The organism is Micromonospora globbae (genome assembly GCF_003610785.1).
GTDB lineage: Bacteria > Actinomycetota > Actinomycetes > Mycobacteriales > Micromonosporaceae > Micromonospora > Micromonospora globbae.
In genome coordinates this window covers 200,430-214,937 of record NZ_RAQQ01000005.1, presented here as the reverse complement: position 1 = coordinate 214,937, position 14,508 = coordinate 200,430, and the positions used below count along the sequence as shown (strand labels likewise).

Annotated in this window: 9 protein-coding genes; 4 read left to right on the top strand and 5 right to left on the bottom strand. The window is 73.2% G+C overall.

The features are described 5' to 3' along the window. Positions 1 to 83: 83 nt before the first annotated feature. Positions 84 to 1,982 carry a type VII secretion protein EccE gene (gene eccE, locus D7I43_RS08980; RefSeq protein ID WP_120327953.1) on the bottom strand — a complete coding sequence of 633 codons (1,899 nt, stop codon included), beginning with the start codon at positions 1,980 to 1,982 and terminating at the stop codon, positions 84 to 86. Positions 1,983 to 2,226: 244 nt separating this feature from the next. Here eccE and D7I43_RS08975 point away from each other — a divergent pair, with 244 nt between their 5' ends. Together D7I43_RS08975 and D7I43_RS08970 are read left to right on the top strand one after the other, a co-directional pair. Continuing rightward, positions 2,227 to 2,547 carry a WXG100 family type VII secretion target gene (locus tag D7I43_RS08975; protein ID WP_120327952.1) on the top strand — a complete coding sequence of 107 codons (321 nt, stop codon included), beginning with the start codon at positions 2,227 to 2,229 and terminating at the stop codon, positions 2,545 to 2,547. A gap of 24 nt (positions 2,548 to 2,571) precedes the next feature. Beyond that, the gene (locus tag D7I43_RS08970) at positions 2,572 to 2,865 is read left to right on the top strand and encodes a WXG100 family type VII secretion target (protein WP_120327951.1); all 294 of its coding nucleotides are present in this window, start codon (positions 2,572 to 2,574) and stop codon (positions 2,863 to 2,865) included. A gap of 371 nt (positions 2,866 to 3,236) precedes the next feature. Here the strand turns inward: D7I43_RS08970 and mycP are convergent, their stop codons facing one another. Continuing rightward, positions 3,237 to 4,466 carry a type VII secretion-associated serine protease mycosin gene (mycP, locus tag D7I43_RS08965; RefSeq protein WP_120327950.1) on the bottom strand — a complete coding sequence of 410 codons (1,230 nt, stop codon included), beginning with the start codon at positions 4,464 to 4,466 and terminating at the stop codon, positions 3,237 to 3,239. A gap of 152 nt (positions 4,467 to 4,618) precedes the next feature. Between mycP and D7I43_RS08960 the strand changes: the two genes are divergently transcribed. Further along, complete coding sequence (locus tag D7I43_RS08960; protein ID WP_120328073.1) at positions 4,619 to 7,663, top strand: SseB family protein; 3,045 nt, start codon at positions 4,619 to 4,621, stop codon at positions 7,661 to 7,663. Next, positions 7,660 to 8,025 carry a hypothetical protein gene (locus D7I43_RS08955; RefSeq protein ID WP_120327949.1) on the top strand — a complete coding sequence of 122 codons (366 nt, stop codon included), beginning with the start codon at positions 7,660 to 7,662 and terminating at the stop codon, positions 8,023 to 8,025. The genes D7I43_RS08960 and D7I43_RS08955 overlap by 4 nt, the downstream gene beginning before the upstream one ends. 9 nt (positions 8,026 to 8,034) lie before the next feature. Here D7I43_RS08955 and D7I43_RS08950 read toward each other — a convergent pair whose 3' ends face one another. The 3 genes from D7I43_RS08950 to D7I43_RS08940 form a co-directional block, all read right to left on the bottom strand. Continuing rightward, complete coding sequence (locus D7I43_RS08950) at positions 8,035 to 8,967, bottom strand: alpha/beta fold hydrolase (protein WP_120327948.1); 933 nt, start codon at positions 8,965 to 8,967, stop codon at positions 8,035 to 8,037. A 193-nt stretch (positions 8,968 to 9,160) separates the two neighbouring features. Further along, positions 9,161 to 11,566 carry an immune inhibitor A domain-containing protein gene (locus D7I43_RS08945; RefSeq protein ID WP_120327947.1) on the bottom strand — a complete coding sequence of 802 codons (2,406 nt, stop codon included), beginning with the start codon at positions 11,564 to 11,566 and terminating at the stop codon, positions 9,161 to 9,163. A gap of 325 nt (positions 11,567 to 11,891) precedes the next feature. Continuing rightward, positions 11,892 to 14,198 carry an immune inhibitor A domain-containing protein gene (locus D7I43_RS08940; RefSeq protein ID WP_120327946.1) on the bottom strand — a complete coding sequence of 769 codons (2,307 nt, stop codon included), beginning with the start codon at positions 14,196 to 14,198 and terminating at the stop codon, positions 11,892 to 11,894. Positions 14,199 to 14,508 lie beyond the last annotated feature (310 nt).

Genomic DNA, 14,508 nt, shown 5'->3' with positions numbered 1-14,508 from the left:
TCGAGCGCGGTCGGTGGGCGGCCGACAACGCGCCGTGCGGCCGGCGGCCGGGCGATCGGTGGATGCGTGGGCGGCGGCCGGCATCACGGCTGACAGCCCGGAGCGGGTGCGGCTTCCCCGGAAACCGGGAGGGTGGGCGCCAACGGGAACCGGCGGGACGGGTGACCGACGAGATGCGCCTCGACCGGGGTGAGCGAGAGCCGCGCCCACCGAAGCGCCCGACGGTTGACGACCGCCACCATGTCGTCCCGGATCCGGGTCAGCATCTGCGCCGAGTCGCCGAGCCCGAGCGCGGTGCCGGCCAGCGCGGCCTCGCCGGGGTGCAGGGGTTGCAGCACGGCCAGGTCGGCGCGGCCCAGGGCGTCCACGTCGGACGGAGTGAGCTCGTCGCGTACCACGAGCGTCGACCCCCACGGTCGTTCCGGTTCGGCGCCGGCCGGCACCGGGCCCGCGTCGAGCACCACGAGCAGCGGAACCAGCGGGGTGCCCGCCCCGGTGGGGACCGGCCGGCCGGGTGGCAGCAGCGGGATGGACCCGGTCGGCGTGCCGACGCCACGCACGAACGGCTCCCACACCCGTGGCCGCGCGGTCCGCACCACCACGCGGGCGCCGAGCGCCAGCGCCCGCAGCACCACGAGCTGCGCGACGCGTACGCCGCCGACCACCACCACCCGCGTGCCCTCGGGGCGGAACAGCCGGACGGTCAGCGCGGCGCCGTGCCGGTTGGTGCCGATCATCAGCCCGGCCGCGCCCAGCGTCAGGTCCAGTGCGTCCGGTGCCGGCCCGGAGCCGACTGGCGGCCCGCCCAGCGCCAGCGGCAGTGTGCCGGCCAACCCGTGCGCGTGCGCGCCGTCCCACCGGCGGGCGTGCCCGCCGAGCGCCGTGACGAGCCGGTCCAGCTCCTGCGCCGCGATCGACAGCGCGTGGCGAGACCCGGCCGCGAGGCGTACGGCAAGCGTCTCGCCGCCGGCCGCCGGGCCGGCGTGGAGCGACACGGTCGTGGCGGCGGCCGGCAGGGCCAGCAGCCGGGCCACGAGCCGCCCGGGCCGGTCGTCGGGCACGTCGGGCCACCGCTCCAGCCCGAAGGTGGCCTGGTGCAGCTCGCCGGTGCGCACGACCGTCCACTCCTCACGGACGGGTCCGCCCTCGTGATGGGCCAGTTCGGTGAGCAACCGCAGTGCGGGGGTGACGCCGAGCGGACGTGCGTCGAGCGGCCGCAGCCGCCGCACGATCCGGCGGACGGCACCCGCGAGGGCCTGGCGCAGCTCCTCCGGCGACCATCCGTCGACCCGCAACGCGCGCACCGCGAGGACGGCCCGCTCCCGGCCGGGCAACCGCCCGTCGGTCAACTGCCGGTAGGACGTGCCGGCCGCACCGCCCACGGCGGGTGCGGGCAGCGCCGTGACCACGAGCTGGATCCGGATCGGCGGCGCGTCCGCCGGGGCGGACGGCAGGAGCGCCGAGGGCGCCGGGAGCGGCCGGTGCCCGTCGCCGAGCAGGTCGCCCGGATCACCGAGTTCCAGCAGGGCCACGAGGCCCGTCGCGTCGTCCAGCACGGCGGCGGGCGCGCCGGCCAGCTCCGCGGGACGGACGGCGGCACCGGGGTCGACCAGGTCGAGCAGGGCGGCCGGTGGGGCCTGCGCGGGCAGGGCCCGGCGTCGGGTCAGGTAACCGAGCCCGCTCGCCGCCCACTCGAAGAGCCAGCGGCCCCGGACCGGCAGCCAGGCCAGCGCCAGCAGCAGCGCGGCTGCCGACGTGGCGCCCACCAGCAGCCCGGGCCCCCGGCCGAGGGCGGCCACCGGCAGCGCCAGCGCCACCTGCGCGGCGGCGATCTGACCCGCCCGGACACGCGCGGACCGGCGGACCGCGATCCGCGGCGACGGCGTACGACCGGTGGGTCCGGCGGCCACCGGCGGACCGGAGACCGGGGCCGCATCGCGGCGCGCGGCGGGGCGGGAGTCGACGATGCCGCCCGCCGTCATCACGCCTCCCCGACGATCACCGACCGCTACGTTGCTGACGCACATCGTAGGGGAGTGTCCGTGCCCGCGTTGTCCACAGGGGATCGGAGTGGGGTAGCAGAACAGCAACCGGACGGCTACCGTCAGCCACGAGTTCCGCTGAGCCCCGCGCCCACCGTGCCCGACATCCCGGGCGCGAGCGGCGCGTCCCCGGAGCGGGCGCGCCGATGGCCAGCCACGACCGAGATGCGAGGTGAGGTCCGGAGTGTCGCAGACCCAGGCGGAAGCCGCGGTGATGCAGCAGACCGCCGCGAAGTTCGAGCAGGTGGACCAGTCCCTGCAGTCGATGCTCAGCAGCCTGATGGCCGAGCTGGAGGTGTTGCAGCAGGCCTGGCGTGGCGCCGGTGGGCGGTCGTTCGAGCAGGTGAAGCAGCAGTGGGCGCAGGACCAGGCGGCGTTGCAGCGGGCCCTGCGGGAGACCGCGGGCGCGATCCGCACGGCCGGGCGGCAGTACGACGCCTCCGACACCGAGGCGGCCGGCCGGGTCGCCGGCGCCAACCGCGGCGGCATCCAGCTGCCGCTCTGACCGATCCAGGGGAGGGATCCGCAGGTGGACAACGGCGTACTGGTCGTCAACTTCGCCGCGCTGCAACAGGCCAGCGCGGACATCCAGAAGGCACTCAACACGCTCGACTCGCAGCTCGGCCAACTGGAGCGCGACGCCGCGCCGCTGGTGGCCAGCTGGACGGGTGACGCCCGGCAGGCGTACGAGCAGCGGCAGGCACGGTGGCGCGCGGCCTCGCAGGACCTGCAGGCCATGTTGCGTGACATCAAGATCGCGGTCGACGAATCGGCCTCCGACTACCTCGACACCGAGAAGAGGAACGTCGGCCTGTTCCAGTGACGGCGACGCCGCCGGCGCCGCACCGGAGCAGGGCGACCGATCGGCACCCGCTCCGGCGGTGCCGGCTGGTGCGGCGCCCGCTCGGTGGCAGCGTCGGCTGGTGCGGCGTCCGCTCGGTGGCGGCGTCGGCTGGTGTGGCGCGCTCGGTGGCAGCACCGGCGCGTCGATGGTGGAGCCGGTCGTCTCCGGCCGGCTCCACCCCTGCGGGACCGGCATGCCGGATCACCCGGCCTGCCGGGCAGCGTGAGTCGCACGGCCGGTGCCGCCGTGGGCGTACTGCCCCATGGAACGGCGCTCAGGCCGGGCCGGCCGGCTGCCCCACCGGCGCGGCGTTCCGGCCGGGTCGGCCGGCTGGCCCACGGGAACGGCGTTCAGGCCGGGTCAGCCGGGCGCCAGCGCCGGCGCGTGCCGCGGGGCAGCACGAGGGCGAGCAGCACGACCGCGGCGGCCACCGCGCCGGCGGCCGCCGCCACGACCAGCGCCCGGTCCCGGGCGGCTGCCCGGCGGGCCTGCTGGGCCCGCCGCGCCGGGTCGACCCGCTCGTCGGCCAACGCCGCCACCGGACGTGCGCGGACGGGCGCGCCGCCGGGAGTCTCCGTGACGGCCCGGTAGGGGTTGAGCACGCCGGCGCCGTACCCGCCGTCGGGTGCCGGATCGGTGGTCGCGACGATCCGCTCCGCCACCTGGGCGGCGGTCAGGTCGGGGTGGTACGCGCGCAGCAGGGCCGCGGTGGCGGCGACGAACGGCGCCGCGTAGCTGGTCCCCTCGGCGCGGCGGTGCCCGTGGCCGGGTGCCGCCATGAGCACCTCGCTGCCCGGGGCGACGAGATCGACGTACGGGCCGGCCTGCGAGAACGAGGCACGCGACCCGTCCGGGGCGATGGCGCCGACCCCGAGCACCCCGTCGTACGCGGCCGGGTACGGCGTGGGGTCGCCCGCCTCGTGCAGGTTGCCAGCGGCGGCCACCACCACGACGTCGTGCGCGTGGGCGTACGCGACGGCCGACCGGACGGCCGGACTGTCCACGTAGAGCACGACGGAGAGGTTCAGCACGTCGGCACCGTGATCCACCGCCCACCGGATCGCCCGGGCGAACTCGGCGGCGCTGACCGTACGCCCCGACTCCCGTCCGTCCACCACCTGCTGCTCACTCACGCGTACCGGCAGGATCCGGGCGCCCGGCGCCAACCCGCGGAACGCGACGCCCGGCCGGGAGGTCGCGGCGATGATGCTCGCCACGCCCGTGCCGTGACCGGCGCAGTCCCGGGTGCCGTCGCCGCCCGCGTCGAGCAGGTCCGTGCCGTCGAGCACCCGGCCGTCGAGCTGCGGATGCTCCCGGTCCACCCCGGAGTCCACCACCGCCACGGTCACGCCGGTGCCCGTCGTCAGGGAGGCGAGCCGCTCGGGGGCGTACCGCTGCTGCGGCCACGGGAGGGCCGCGACGGGCCGGACGGCGGCCGGCGGAGTCGGGCAGCCGGGCGCCGCCCGGAGGGCCGCGACCGTCGGCGGAGCGGCCTGCCGGGCCGCTGCGGTGGCCGGTGCGCCGGTGATCAGGGTGGCCGTCAGAGCTGCCGCAGCGGGCCACACCAACGCCCGGGACATCGACCGCCTCCGTATCGTGTCGGCTCCGCGACGGGATGTTATCGCCTCTCGTGCGCGGCGGCGCACCGCCGACGGCCTGCCATTGTGATCTTGTTACTACCTTGTAGGTTGTAGGCGATGCCTGTGGCCTGTTCTCGGGAGGAGAGGTGGCCGTGACCGAATGGGAGCCGGCCACGGAGGTCGAGGCGGCGATGCGGGACGCGCTGCGCGCCCACGACCAGGAACGATACTTCCGGATCCTGGCCCGGACGGATCTCCTCCTCCCGGTGGCACAGCCGACGGCCGGTCAGGCGCCGACCGGATGGGGCACCTGGACCAGCGGCGGTCGCACGCACGTGCTCGCGTTCACCTCCGCCACCGCGTTGCGGGCGTGCCTCGGCGAGAGCGCCGGTGGTCACCGCCGCACCCCGTACGCGGAGCTCGCCGCCGGATGGCCCAACCCGGAATGGTGGCTGGCCGTGAACCCCGGCCTGCCCATCGAGGGTTACCTGCCGGCCTGGTACGTCGCCCAGCTCTCCCGCGGCGACGTACGGCTGCCCGGTCGTACCCTCGGTGCCCGTGCCCGCCTGGAGCGGGTGGAGTCGCTGGCCCGGGCCCGAGCTGCGGCCACCGGTCGGGACACGTCCCCGTCGCCGGTCACGGGTCCGGGCGCCGCGCCGTCACCCGATGCCGGTGCCGTCGGCCTGCCGGGTCGGACGTCGTTCCGGGGTGCCGCGCCGACCGCCGGGCTGCCGCTCGTCGAGACGGCCGGGCCCGCGTCCCGGGTACCGTCACCCGCACCCGCACCCGCACCCGCGGCGCTCCCGCGCCGGTCGGGCGACGCGCCTCCGGCCGCCTGGCGGCCGTCCGGCGCCGATCCGGCCCCGACGACCGGTGGGGAGCGACCCACCCCGCCACCGCCGTTCCTCGCCCCCGGCGGCCGACCCGGCCCGGATCCGGGACGACCGCTTGCGACGCGGCCGGGCGCGGTCGAGGCGGCGGGCGGCAACGGCACGAGGGCGGGCGGCCCCGCCGAGCCGCCGCGCCGCTCCTTCTTCGAGCCCGCCTCCGGGCGGCGGTCGGCGTCCCGGGATCCGGCCGACCGGGCGGCGCCGCCGTCCCGGTTCGGCCGTAGCGACCAGCCGTTCCCTCGCCGTGGCCCGGTCGACGGGCCGAAGGACGCGGAGGCCACCCAGGCCTTCTTCACCCCGGCCCGGCAGCCGACGCCCGCTCCCCGGCCGTCCTCCGGCGGTGGGCGGGCGGGGGACAGTGCCGAGGCGACCCAGCCCTTGCGCTACCGGCGGCCCGACCCACAGGCCGACGAGCCCACGCGGGCCTTCGGCCTGTCCGTGCCGCCTCCGCCACCAGGCCGCCGCCCCGGCACCGACCTGGGCGGCGAGCCGACCCAGCCGCTGCCGCCGCGTCCCCGGGTGGAGCCCGATCCGGGCCCCGTCGAGGAACTGCCGCCATCCGCCGCGGAGCCGGTGTCCGGCCCACCGGCCCCCCGCCGCGGCTTCACGCCCATCGTCATCGAGGGCACGATCGTGGAGTCCCGGGATCTCGACCCGCCGGGAGCCGGCGGGCCGGGGACCGCCGCCTCCGCCGGCCCGTCGACGGCCGGCTCCGGAGGGCGTACGGAGGGCGCCGACCCGTGGACCGCCGCCCCCCGAGCCCGCTCCGGCGAGGCCGACTTCTGGTCAGCGTCCCGCCCGACCTCCCCGGCCGGCGCCGGCACGACCGGGACGTCGGCGGGTGGTACGACCGCAACGTCGGCGGGTGGCGCCCTGTGGACGGCCGGCGCGTCGGGCGACGTCTCCGCGACGCGTGCCGGCTCGCCCGGGTCCGAGGACGCGACGGTCAACCTGGGCGTGCCGGCGGGGAGCACCGCGACCACCACCACGAGTCCCGCTCGCGCCGGAAACGACGAGCGTCCGTCCCCCGTCCCCGCGCCGGGTGGTTCGGCCGCCGGAGCGGCCAGCGACACGTCGGCGGCCGAGTCCCGAGCCGCCACGACCGACGACTCCGTCACCTCGGCGTCCGGCCCGACGGCCGGCGGCCCGACCACGGGAACGTCCACCGGCGCGGCGGGAACCTCGGACCCGGCCGCGGACGCCGGAACGTCGCACCCGGCCGCCGGCGGCGCACCGGTGACGTCGGACCCGGCCGCCGCCGGAACTCCGGGGACGAGCCCCACCGCGGGTACGAGTCCCACCGGTTCCGCCGCCCCCGACCGCGCCGGACAGCCGGCCGTCGAGTTCCAGCCGGCGAACGCCGTCGAGGAGGACCTGCTGACCGCGGCGGGCGCCGGCAGCACGGACACCTTCCTCTCCACGCTGCTGCTGGCGCGGGTGCTGCTGCCGGTGGCCGCCGGTTCGGCCCCCGGCAGCCGTCCCGGCGACCCGGGGTTCGTGTGGCGTACGGAGGAACTGGACGGCGAGACCTTCGTGGTGGTCTACACCTCCGCGGAGCGGATGGCCGACCACGTCGACGGCGGGGTGGAGACCGTCCAGGTCAAGTTCGTGCAGCTCATCCGCCGCTGGCCGGACGAGGCGTGGTCGTTCGCCGTCAACCCGGGCACGCCGGTCGGCGCGAAGCTGCCCGGCGAGCAGATCATCGGCTTGGCCAACTGGGCCGCCGAGGTCGGCCTGGGCGACGACACGGAGTTCGAGGACGCGGCGGCCGTCACCGAACCGGTCGAGCGGCCCCGGTCGACGCCGAAGCCCGCCGACCCGTCCCGGCCGGTGCTCATGCAGAAGGCGGTGGCGCCCAGTCAGGTGGCGTACTACCTGGAGCGGGGCTACGACCGGGTCTCCGGTTTCGTGCACCGGGCCCCCGAGGTCGCCCACCTGAACACCCCGGCCAAGCTGTACGACGCGCTGGGGCTGGGCTACCCGGACTCGCCCTTCTCCCGGGACGCCGAGGAGATCTACGTGCTGCGGTGGCCGGCGTACCGCCCGAGCCTCTACCGCATCCCCTACGGCGGGCAGACCGAGGCCGCCATGCGGGCCATGGAGGGTTGGGTCATCGAGCGCCCGCCGTTCCGCGGCAACGGCTTCGCGCCCGGGGAGAGCAGCGACGTCGTGGCGGAGTTCAAGGTGGACAGCGCCCGCCTCCCGCACGGCGCCCAGCTCTGGCGCATCGGAGCGGACGGCACCGAGCGGGTCGTGGCCGTCCTCGACAGCGACGCGCTGCGTTGGCGGGAGGTGGAGGCGCAGTGATCCGCGACGGTTACGTGGCCCGCTGGCGTGGCCGGGAGTACCAGGCCAGCCCGGACGGGGACGACGTCCGCCTCTACCAGCCGGATCCGGGCGAGGGCTTCGAGGAGGTGCGCCCCGGCCGGTACGTGCGGGTGCTGCCGATGGCCGAGGTCGAGGATCTGGCGTACGTGCGGACCACCTGCACCTGGCAGGGGCAGCCGTTCATCGTGCTGGGCGAGCACGACGGCTGGCTGCGGGTGGAGTACACCGGTGGGCGGTGGCCGGTCGCCCAGGCCATGCGGCTCGAGGTCTTCGACTTCGGCGTCTACCAGGGCTGGGCGCCCGCCGCCGAGGTCACCGACCTGCGCGAACAGCGGATCTGAGCGCGGCGGTCAGGACTTCGTCCAGCGCAGGACCTCGCCGAGCACCACGTCGGGGGCCTCGACGTGGGGGAAGTGCCCCACCCCGTCGAGCAGACGCCACTCGTACGGCGCGATGACGTACCGGCCGGACCCCTGGGCGGTACGCGGCAGCGAGGCGACGTCGGCGGCGCCGTGCAGTTGCAGGGTCGGGGTCACGAGCGGCTTCTGCATGAGCTTCACGAAGCGGTAGCCGTGCAGGCGCAGCACCGACCGGAACGCCCAGCGGTAGCCCTCCAGCGCGCAGAAGGCGGCCTGGGGGATCCGCATGGCCTCCCGGCACCGCTCCGCGTACGCGGCGAAGCCGGCGCTGGCCACCCACTCCGGGCCGCCCCAGCGGCGCAGCAGTTCCTCGACGACCGCCCCGCCGTCGCGGGTCAGCACGTGCTCGTACCGGGGGAGCTGGAACTTCAGCGCCGGTGTGGACGCCGCGAACTGGCCGCGCGGGTCGGCGAAGATGGCGGCGCGCAGCCGCAGCGGGTGCGGCGCGCCGAGCACCACGAGCCGGCGTACGAGCTGCGGGTGGAACGAGGCGGCCGTCCAGGCGATCAGGCCGCCGGCCCCCGTGCCGACCAGGGTGGCGGAGCGCTCGCCGAGGGCGCGGATCAGGCCGGCGACGTCGGCCGCGAGGGTGTAACCGTCGTACCCTCGGGGCGGCTTGTCGCTGGCGCCGTACCCGCGCAGGTCCATGGCGACCGCCCGGAAGCCGGCGTCGGCCACGGCCGGAAGCAGGTCGTGCCACGCCCACCAGTGCTCGGGAAAGCCGTGCAGGAAGAGGACCATCGGCCCGGTGCCGGCCTCGACCACGTGGAACCGGCTGCCGTTGGCGCCGACGAACCGGTGTGTCCAGGGCCCTTCGGTGAGGACGCAGGACTCGTCGACGGGCCCGCCGTACTGGTCGGTCATGTGTCTCAGACTAGGGCCCCGACTCGATCAGCGGTCGGGGCCGTCCGGCCGAGGGGCGGTCGGGGCCGCCGACAGTCGGGGCTGTCCGGTAGCCGGGGCTGTCCGCTGGCGGGGCCCCGGCCACCGGTTCCGCCGCCCGGAACGGCAACGGCGCCCGAGGGGAACCCCCGGGCGCCGTCGCCGTGTCACCGGATCAGGAGATGCGGATCTTCATCGAGGTGCCGTCCTGCTCCAGCACCCTGATCTTGACACCGACCGCGGGGAGCTTGACGCCGTGGTTCGGCAGCTCCTCGTAGAAGTACTTCTTGGTGTCGTCGAACAGCGGCTGGGCGTCCTGGCCCCGGATGTACTGCGGCTGGCTGTTCAGGTGCAGGGTGAACGAGTCGGCCTTCTTCAGGCTGAACGGCGCGTCGTACACCTGGACCCGGGCCCGCCACGGCTGACCGGTGAGGTTGTAGATCGGGCGCGGGTGCGCGTCGATGTACATGTTGCGGCCCTCACCGGGGTGCGCGGCCGTGTTGTTGTCCGGCCAGCGGGTGTTCCAGTACGAGATGAGCAGGCCTTCCTGGTACGCGTAGTGGTCCACCCAGTCCGGGCGGGTGTTCGTGTAACCGAAGAAGTACGGCCCGGTCTTCAGGTACTTGTCGTACGAGACGTACGACCGGTTGCCCGCGATGTAGTAGTTGTCGAACAGGCGGGTGTAGGTGGCACCCACGGCCTGCCAGCCCTGCAGGGTCCAGCCCGCGTCGGCGGTCTCGGCGCCGTCGGTGAACACGGTCTGGCCGTCGGCCGTCACCGTGATCGCGTCACCGAAGAAGCCGCCCTCGGCCACGCCGCCGTCGGTGACGTAGTGCAGGCGGACCTGCGCCACCTTGCCGGCGATGGAGTCCAGCGGGATGTTGATGTCGGCCCAGGCGCCGTTGCTGCTGCCGTCGAGGGCCGGGCGGCCGGCGCCGTCGACGCCGATCGGCTGGCCGTTGACGGTGCCGTCGAGGTCGGTCCAGGTCTGGCCGCCGTCGGTGGACGCCTCGAAGTAGAGGTAGTCGTACCCCTCCTCGATGGCGTACTTGCCCTTGAGCGACAGGCTGGCCGTCGACTTCCCGGTCAGATCGAACGTCCTCGTCATGCTGTTGTTGAGGTCGTCGTCATTGCCCGAGAAGTACTGCTTCGACCCCTCGAACGGTTGGCCGTAGTTGAAGGTGTACTCCCGTTGGGGCAGCACCACCACCACGGCCTGCGCCTTCTTCGAGTTGTACTCCTGCGGGCCGAGGTCGAGCGTGCGCTTCTGCCCCGCCACGACGACCTCGTAGTCGAGCCAGCCGAGCTGGAGCTTGTTCCACGCACCCAGGTCGCCGCCGCGCTCGCCGATGCCGGCGTCGTTCTTGGCGCCGAGCCGGCTCTGGGCCATCAGGGTCCAGTGCTCGTTGTTGTTGTCCGCCGAGCCGTAGTCGTCCGGCAGACCGAGGTCGTGGCCGTACTCGTGGTAGAAGACGCTGCGGCCGCCGTTCTCCGGCTGGATCGTGTAGTCGCGGACCCAGAGACCGGTGTTGCCGATCTGGGTGCCACCGATCGGGAAGTTCGGCGGGCCGACGGGCGAGCTGTTGAACGCCGACCAGCGGTGGCTCCAGATGGCGTCCTCACCCTGGTGCGGGTCGCCGTCGGCCTGGTCGCCGCCGGAGTGGACGATCTGGAAGTGGTCGATGTAGCCGTCCGGCTCGTTGAAGTCGCCGTCGCCGTCGTAGTCGAACCGGTCCCAGGTGTCGTACGACTTCAGGTCCGCGGCGATCTGCGCGTCGGTGCGGCCCTTCGCCTTCTGGTCGGCGTACCAGACGTTGATGGCGTCCCGGATCAGCGCCCACGTGTTCGAGCAGACGTTGTCCGAGCAGACCGCCGGGTCGCCGGTCGGGTCGTCGTCGGACTTCGGGTCGTCGGACCGACCGTAGCGGGCCTCGTTGTAGGGGACCTTCACCCAGTCGGTGACCATGCCGTCGACGCTGTAGCGGCCCGAGGACTGCGCCTCGTAGTACTGCTTCAGCGACTCGTCACCCGGGTTGGTGCCGAAGTACAGCTGCCGGAAGTGCTCCGGGCTGAAGTCCGGCTGCCACACCGTGGAGTTGTCCACCGCCCGGTTGGGCTGGGGGATCTGGTTGTGCAGCGGCCCGTCGAAGGTCGTCGGCCCGGCGATGTCCGGGTTCATGTCCTTGTCCGGGTAGGACGGGTGGCGCTGGTTGCCGAACTCCGCCAGGATCACGAAGATCTTGTCGGTGCGCTCGCGCTTGAGCTCGACGTACTGGTCCTTCTTCTTCTTGCCGCTGGCGAACGTGCGGGCGTTGGTGCCCGTGCCGTTCGTCTCACCGACCTTGACGACCGTGCTGCCGTTCCGCTCGACCGGCTTGCTGCGGCCGCTCAGGACGTCGGAAAGGCCCTGCTGGCGCAGTTCGCGGCGCTTGTCCTCGAGCTTGTCGGGGAGTTCGTCCGAAACTGCCTGCGGTTCGGCGGTGGTTGGAGCTGCTGCCGGCAGATTGGGCTGGGGCGCCGCCGAGGCGGACGGGCCGAAGACGAGGCCTGTCGCCGTCAGTGAGAGCCCGAGCAGACCCACTGCGACTTTGCGCACGTGGTACCTCCGGTGATGAAGGAACCGGCCCTTCGGGGATATGGACCGGTGAAGATCGACCCCACGGGTGGGATCAATGGTGAACATAGACACTGGTGTGACGCGTGGGAAGATGCGCGGGTCGATTTGTTGCAAGATTTTGTTGGCGACGTCGCTCTGCGTCACATCCCGGAGGCGTCGGCGCGCAGCGTGAGCAGCGGATCCGTCTCAGGGCGCACGTGCACTGACAAATTTCGATCACTTTGGTCGAGGCGTACGAAAAGGGGCCGGTGGCGTCTCCGCCACCGGCCCCCCGGGTCGCTCGTGTGAATCAGTTGGTGATCCGCACGACCATGTCGTCGCTCGCGTGGATGCCCTGCTGCACGATCTCGATGCGGGTGCCGGTACCGGCCACCTTCACCGAGTTCTGCTCGTTCTGCGGGGACCAGTAGCGGTCCACCACGCTGTCGTCGAAGACCGGGTTGGCCTTCAGCTTCGGCACGGTGACGCCCACCCCGTTGAGGTGGAAGGTCTGCGCCGGCTTCTGCTTGCGGCTGAACGTCGCGTCGAAGGTGCTGCGCCGGTTGGTGATGGTGCCCTGGCCGGGAACCACGATCGGGCCCGGACGGACGTCGACCGGCAGGTTCAGGCCGTAGCCCGGGTGCTCGGACGTGTTGTTGTCGCCGTAGGCGTAGTTCACGTACCAGACCAGCATGCCGGGCTGGTTCGCGAACCGCTCGACCCAGTTCGGCCGGGTGTTGGTGAAGCCGTAGTTGTACCCACCGGTCCGCAGCGTGTCGTCGTACCCGAAGTAGGTCCGGTTCTCCGCGATGTAGAAGCGGGGGTACTCGGCGGTCACCGCGCCGCCCATCCGGGTGAAGCCGCGGGCGGTCCACTCGGGAGCGAGCGTCTCGGCGTCGTCGGTCCAGGCGACGGCGCCGTCGCGGACCAGCGAGATGTCGTCCAGGAACGCGCCGGCGAGGTGCACGCCGCCGTCGCTCTGGTAGCGGTAGCGGAACTGGACCACCTTGCCGGCGTACGCCGACAGGTCGTAGTTCAGGTCCACCCAGGCGCCGCTGGACGAGCCGTCGACACCGGTCTCCCCGGCGTCGATGAGCGGGCTGCTCACCGGCGTCCAGCTCGCGCCGTTGTCGGTCGACACCTCGGCGTAGAGGTAGTCGTAGTCCTCCTCGATGTCGTACCACGCCTTGGCGTTGATCGAGGCGGAGGTGGCGCCGGTCAGGTCGAGCTGCCGGGTGAGGGTGGTGTTGAGGTCGTCGGCGCTGCCGCCCCACCACTCGTACGACCCGCCGTACGGCGTGTTGTACTCGGTGGTCTGGGTCTGCGCGGGCAGGTTCACCACGACGGCCTGGGCCTTCGGGCCGTCGCTGTCACCGGCCGGGCCGAGCGTCACCTGGGTGGTGCCCTCGCCGTACTCGACGGTGTAGTGGTTCAGCCACCCGAGGAAGAGCTTCGACCACGGGTCCATGTAGCCGGGGGTCGTCCCGATGTCCTCGGTGCCGTGGCCCAGCCACGAGCCGGACGCCATGAGGCTCCAGAACCCGACGCCGTTGTCGCCGCCGGCGGTGTCGTAGAGGTCCGGCAGGCCGAGGTCGTGGCCGTACTCGTGGGCGAACACGCCCAGGCCGCCGTTCTCCGGCTCGGTGGTGTAGTCGCGGATCCAGATGCCGGTGTCGCCGATCTGCACGCCGCCGGCCTTGTTGTTCGCCGGGCCGGCGCTGCCGGCCAGGTTCGGGAACGCGGCCCAGCGGTGCGACCAGATGGCGTCCTCGCCCTCGGCGCCGCCACCGGCCTCCTCGCCCTCACCGGCGTGCACGGCCTGGAAGTGGTCGATGTAGCCGTCGGGCTCGTTGAAGTCGCCGTCGCCGTCGAAGTCGTACCGGTCCCACACGTCGAACTGCGCCAGGTACTCCTTGATCTGCTCCGGGCTCTTGCCCGCGGCGACCTGGGAGTCGTACCACGCGCTGGCGCTGTCCTTGATGAAGTTCCAGTAGCCGTCGCTCTCCGGGATGTTGTTCGAGCCGTACCGGGCCTCGTTGAACGGCACGGTCACCCAGTCGGTGACGTCGCCGCCGACGGTGTAGCGGCCGCCGGACTGCTTCAGGTAGAAGTCCCGCATCGACTCGCCGTCGCCGTAGAACATGTCGACGTAGTGCTCGCGGTGGAAGTCGGGTCGCCACATCGTGCTGTTGTCGTCGGTGGCGCTGCCGTCCCAGTCGCGGTCGGGCTCCGGGATCTGGTTGACCACCGGGCCGGGGGCGCCGCCGGTCCGCGGGTCGATCTTGTCACCGAAGTTGACGAGCATCGTGAAGATGGGGTCGACCTTCGGGGGCTGCTGGTACTCGACGAAGACGTCGTCCTTGACCTTGATGACCTTCGAGCCGTTGCGCGTCTGGAGCTTGGCCTTGCCGGAGAGCAGGTCGGCGATGGCCTGCTTCCGGATCTCCCGCTGCTGATCCGCCTTCGGATCGGGGAGGTTGTCCCTGCCGTGCTTGGCCTTGTCGGAACTGGGGGTCGGGCCCGCCGCCGGGGCGCCGGAGGCCGGCGTCGCCACGACTCCCGCCGCCAGCAGCGCGGCCGTGGCGGTGGCCAGGCCGGCTGTGACTCGTCTCCTCAAAGGGTCCCTCCTTTGTGGATCTGTTACATGACAGGATGCTCGAACGCAGCGACTGTCATGAGAAGCGTCACTCACCCTTACAGAGGAGTAGGCGCTTGTCACGGGTCAATTGCCGGTGCCGGTTCGCTGTTTCGCCCAGATATGGACGGGAAATTCAGGGCAAAGCGACCGTAGCCCGAGGCAACAGTAAACGTTACGTTTAGGTCACGGACACGCAGCGTGACGATGGTTATGGGGTGCCCGAGAGTGGAGCGCTGGGGCTCCCGAAAATGTCACGCCGAACGCCGACCGAAGGCGCGCCGGGTGTGAG

Bases quoted from the DNA above. Each gene is read 5' to 3' on its own strand.
- eccE (WP_120327953.1), bottom strand. From the start codon at position 1,982: ATGACGGCGGGCGGCATCGTCGACTCCCGCCCCGCCGCGCGCCGCGAT.
- mycP (WP_120327950.1), bottom strand. From the start codon at position 4,466: ATGTCCCGGGCGTTGGTGTGGCCCGCTGCGGCAGCTCTGACGGCCACC.
- D7I43_RS08950 (WP_120327948.1), bottom strand. From the start codon at position 8,967: ATGACCGACCAGTACGGCGGGCCCGTCGACGAGTCCTGCGTCCTCACC.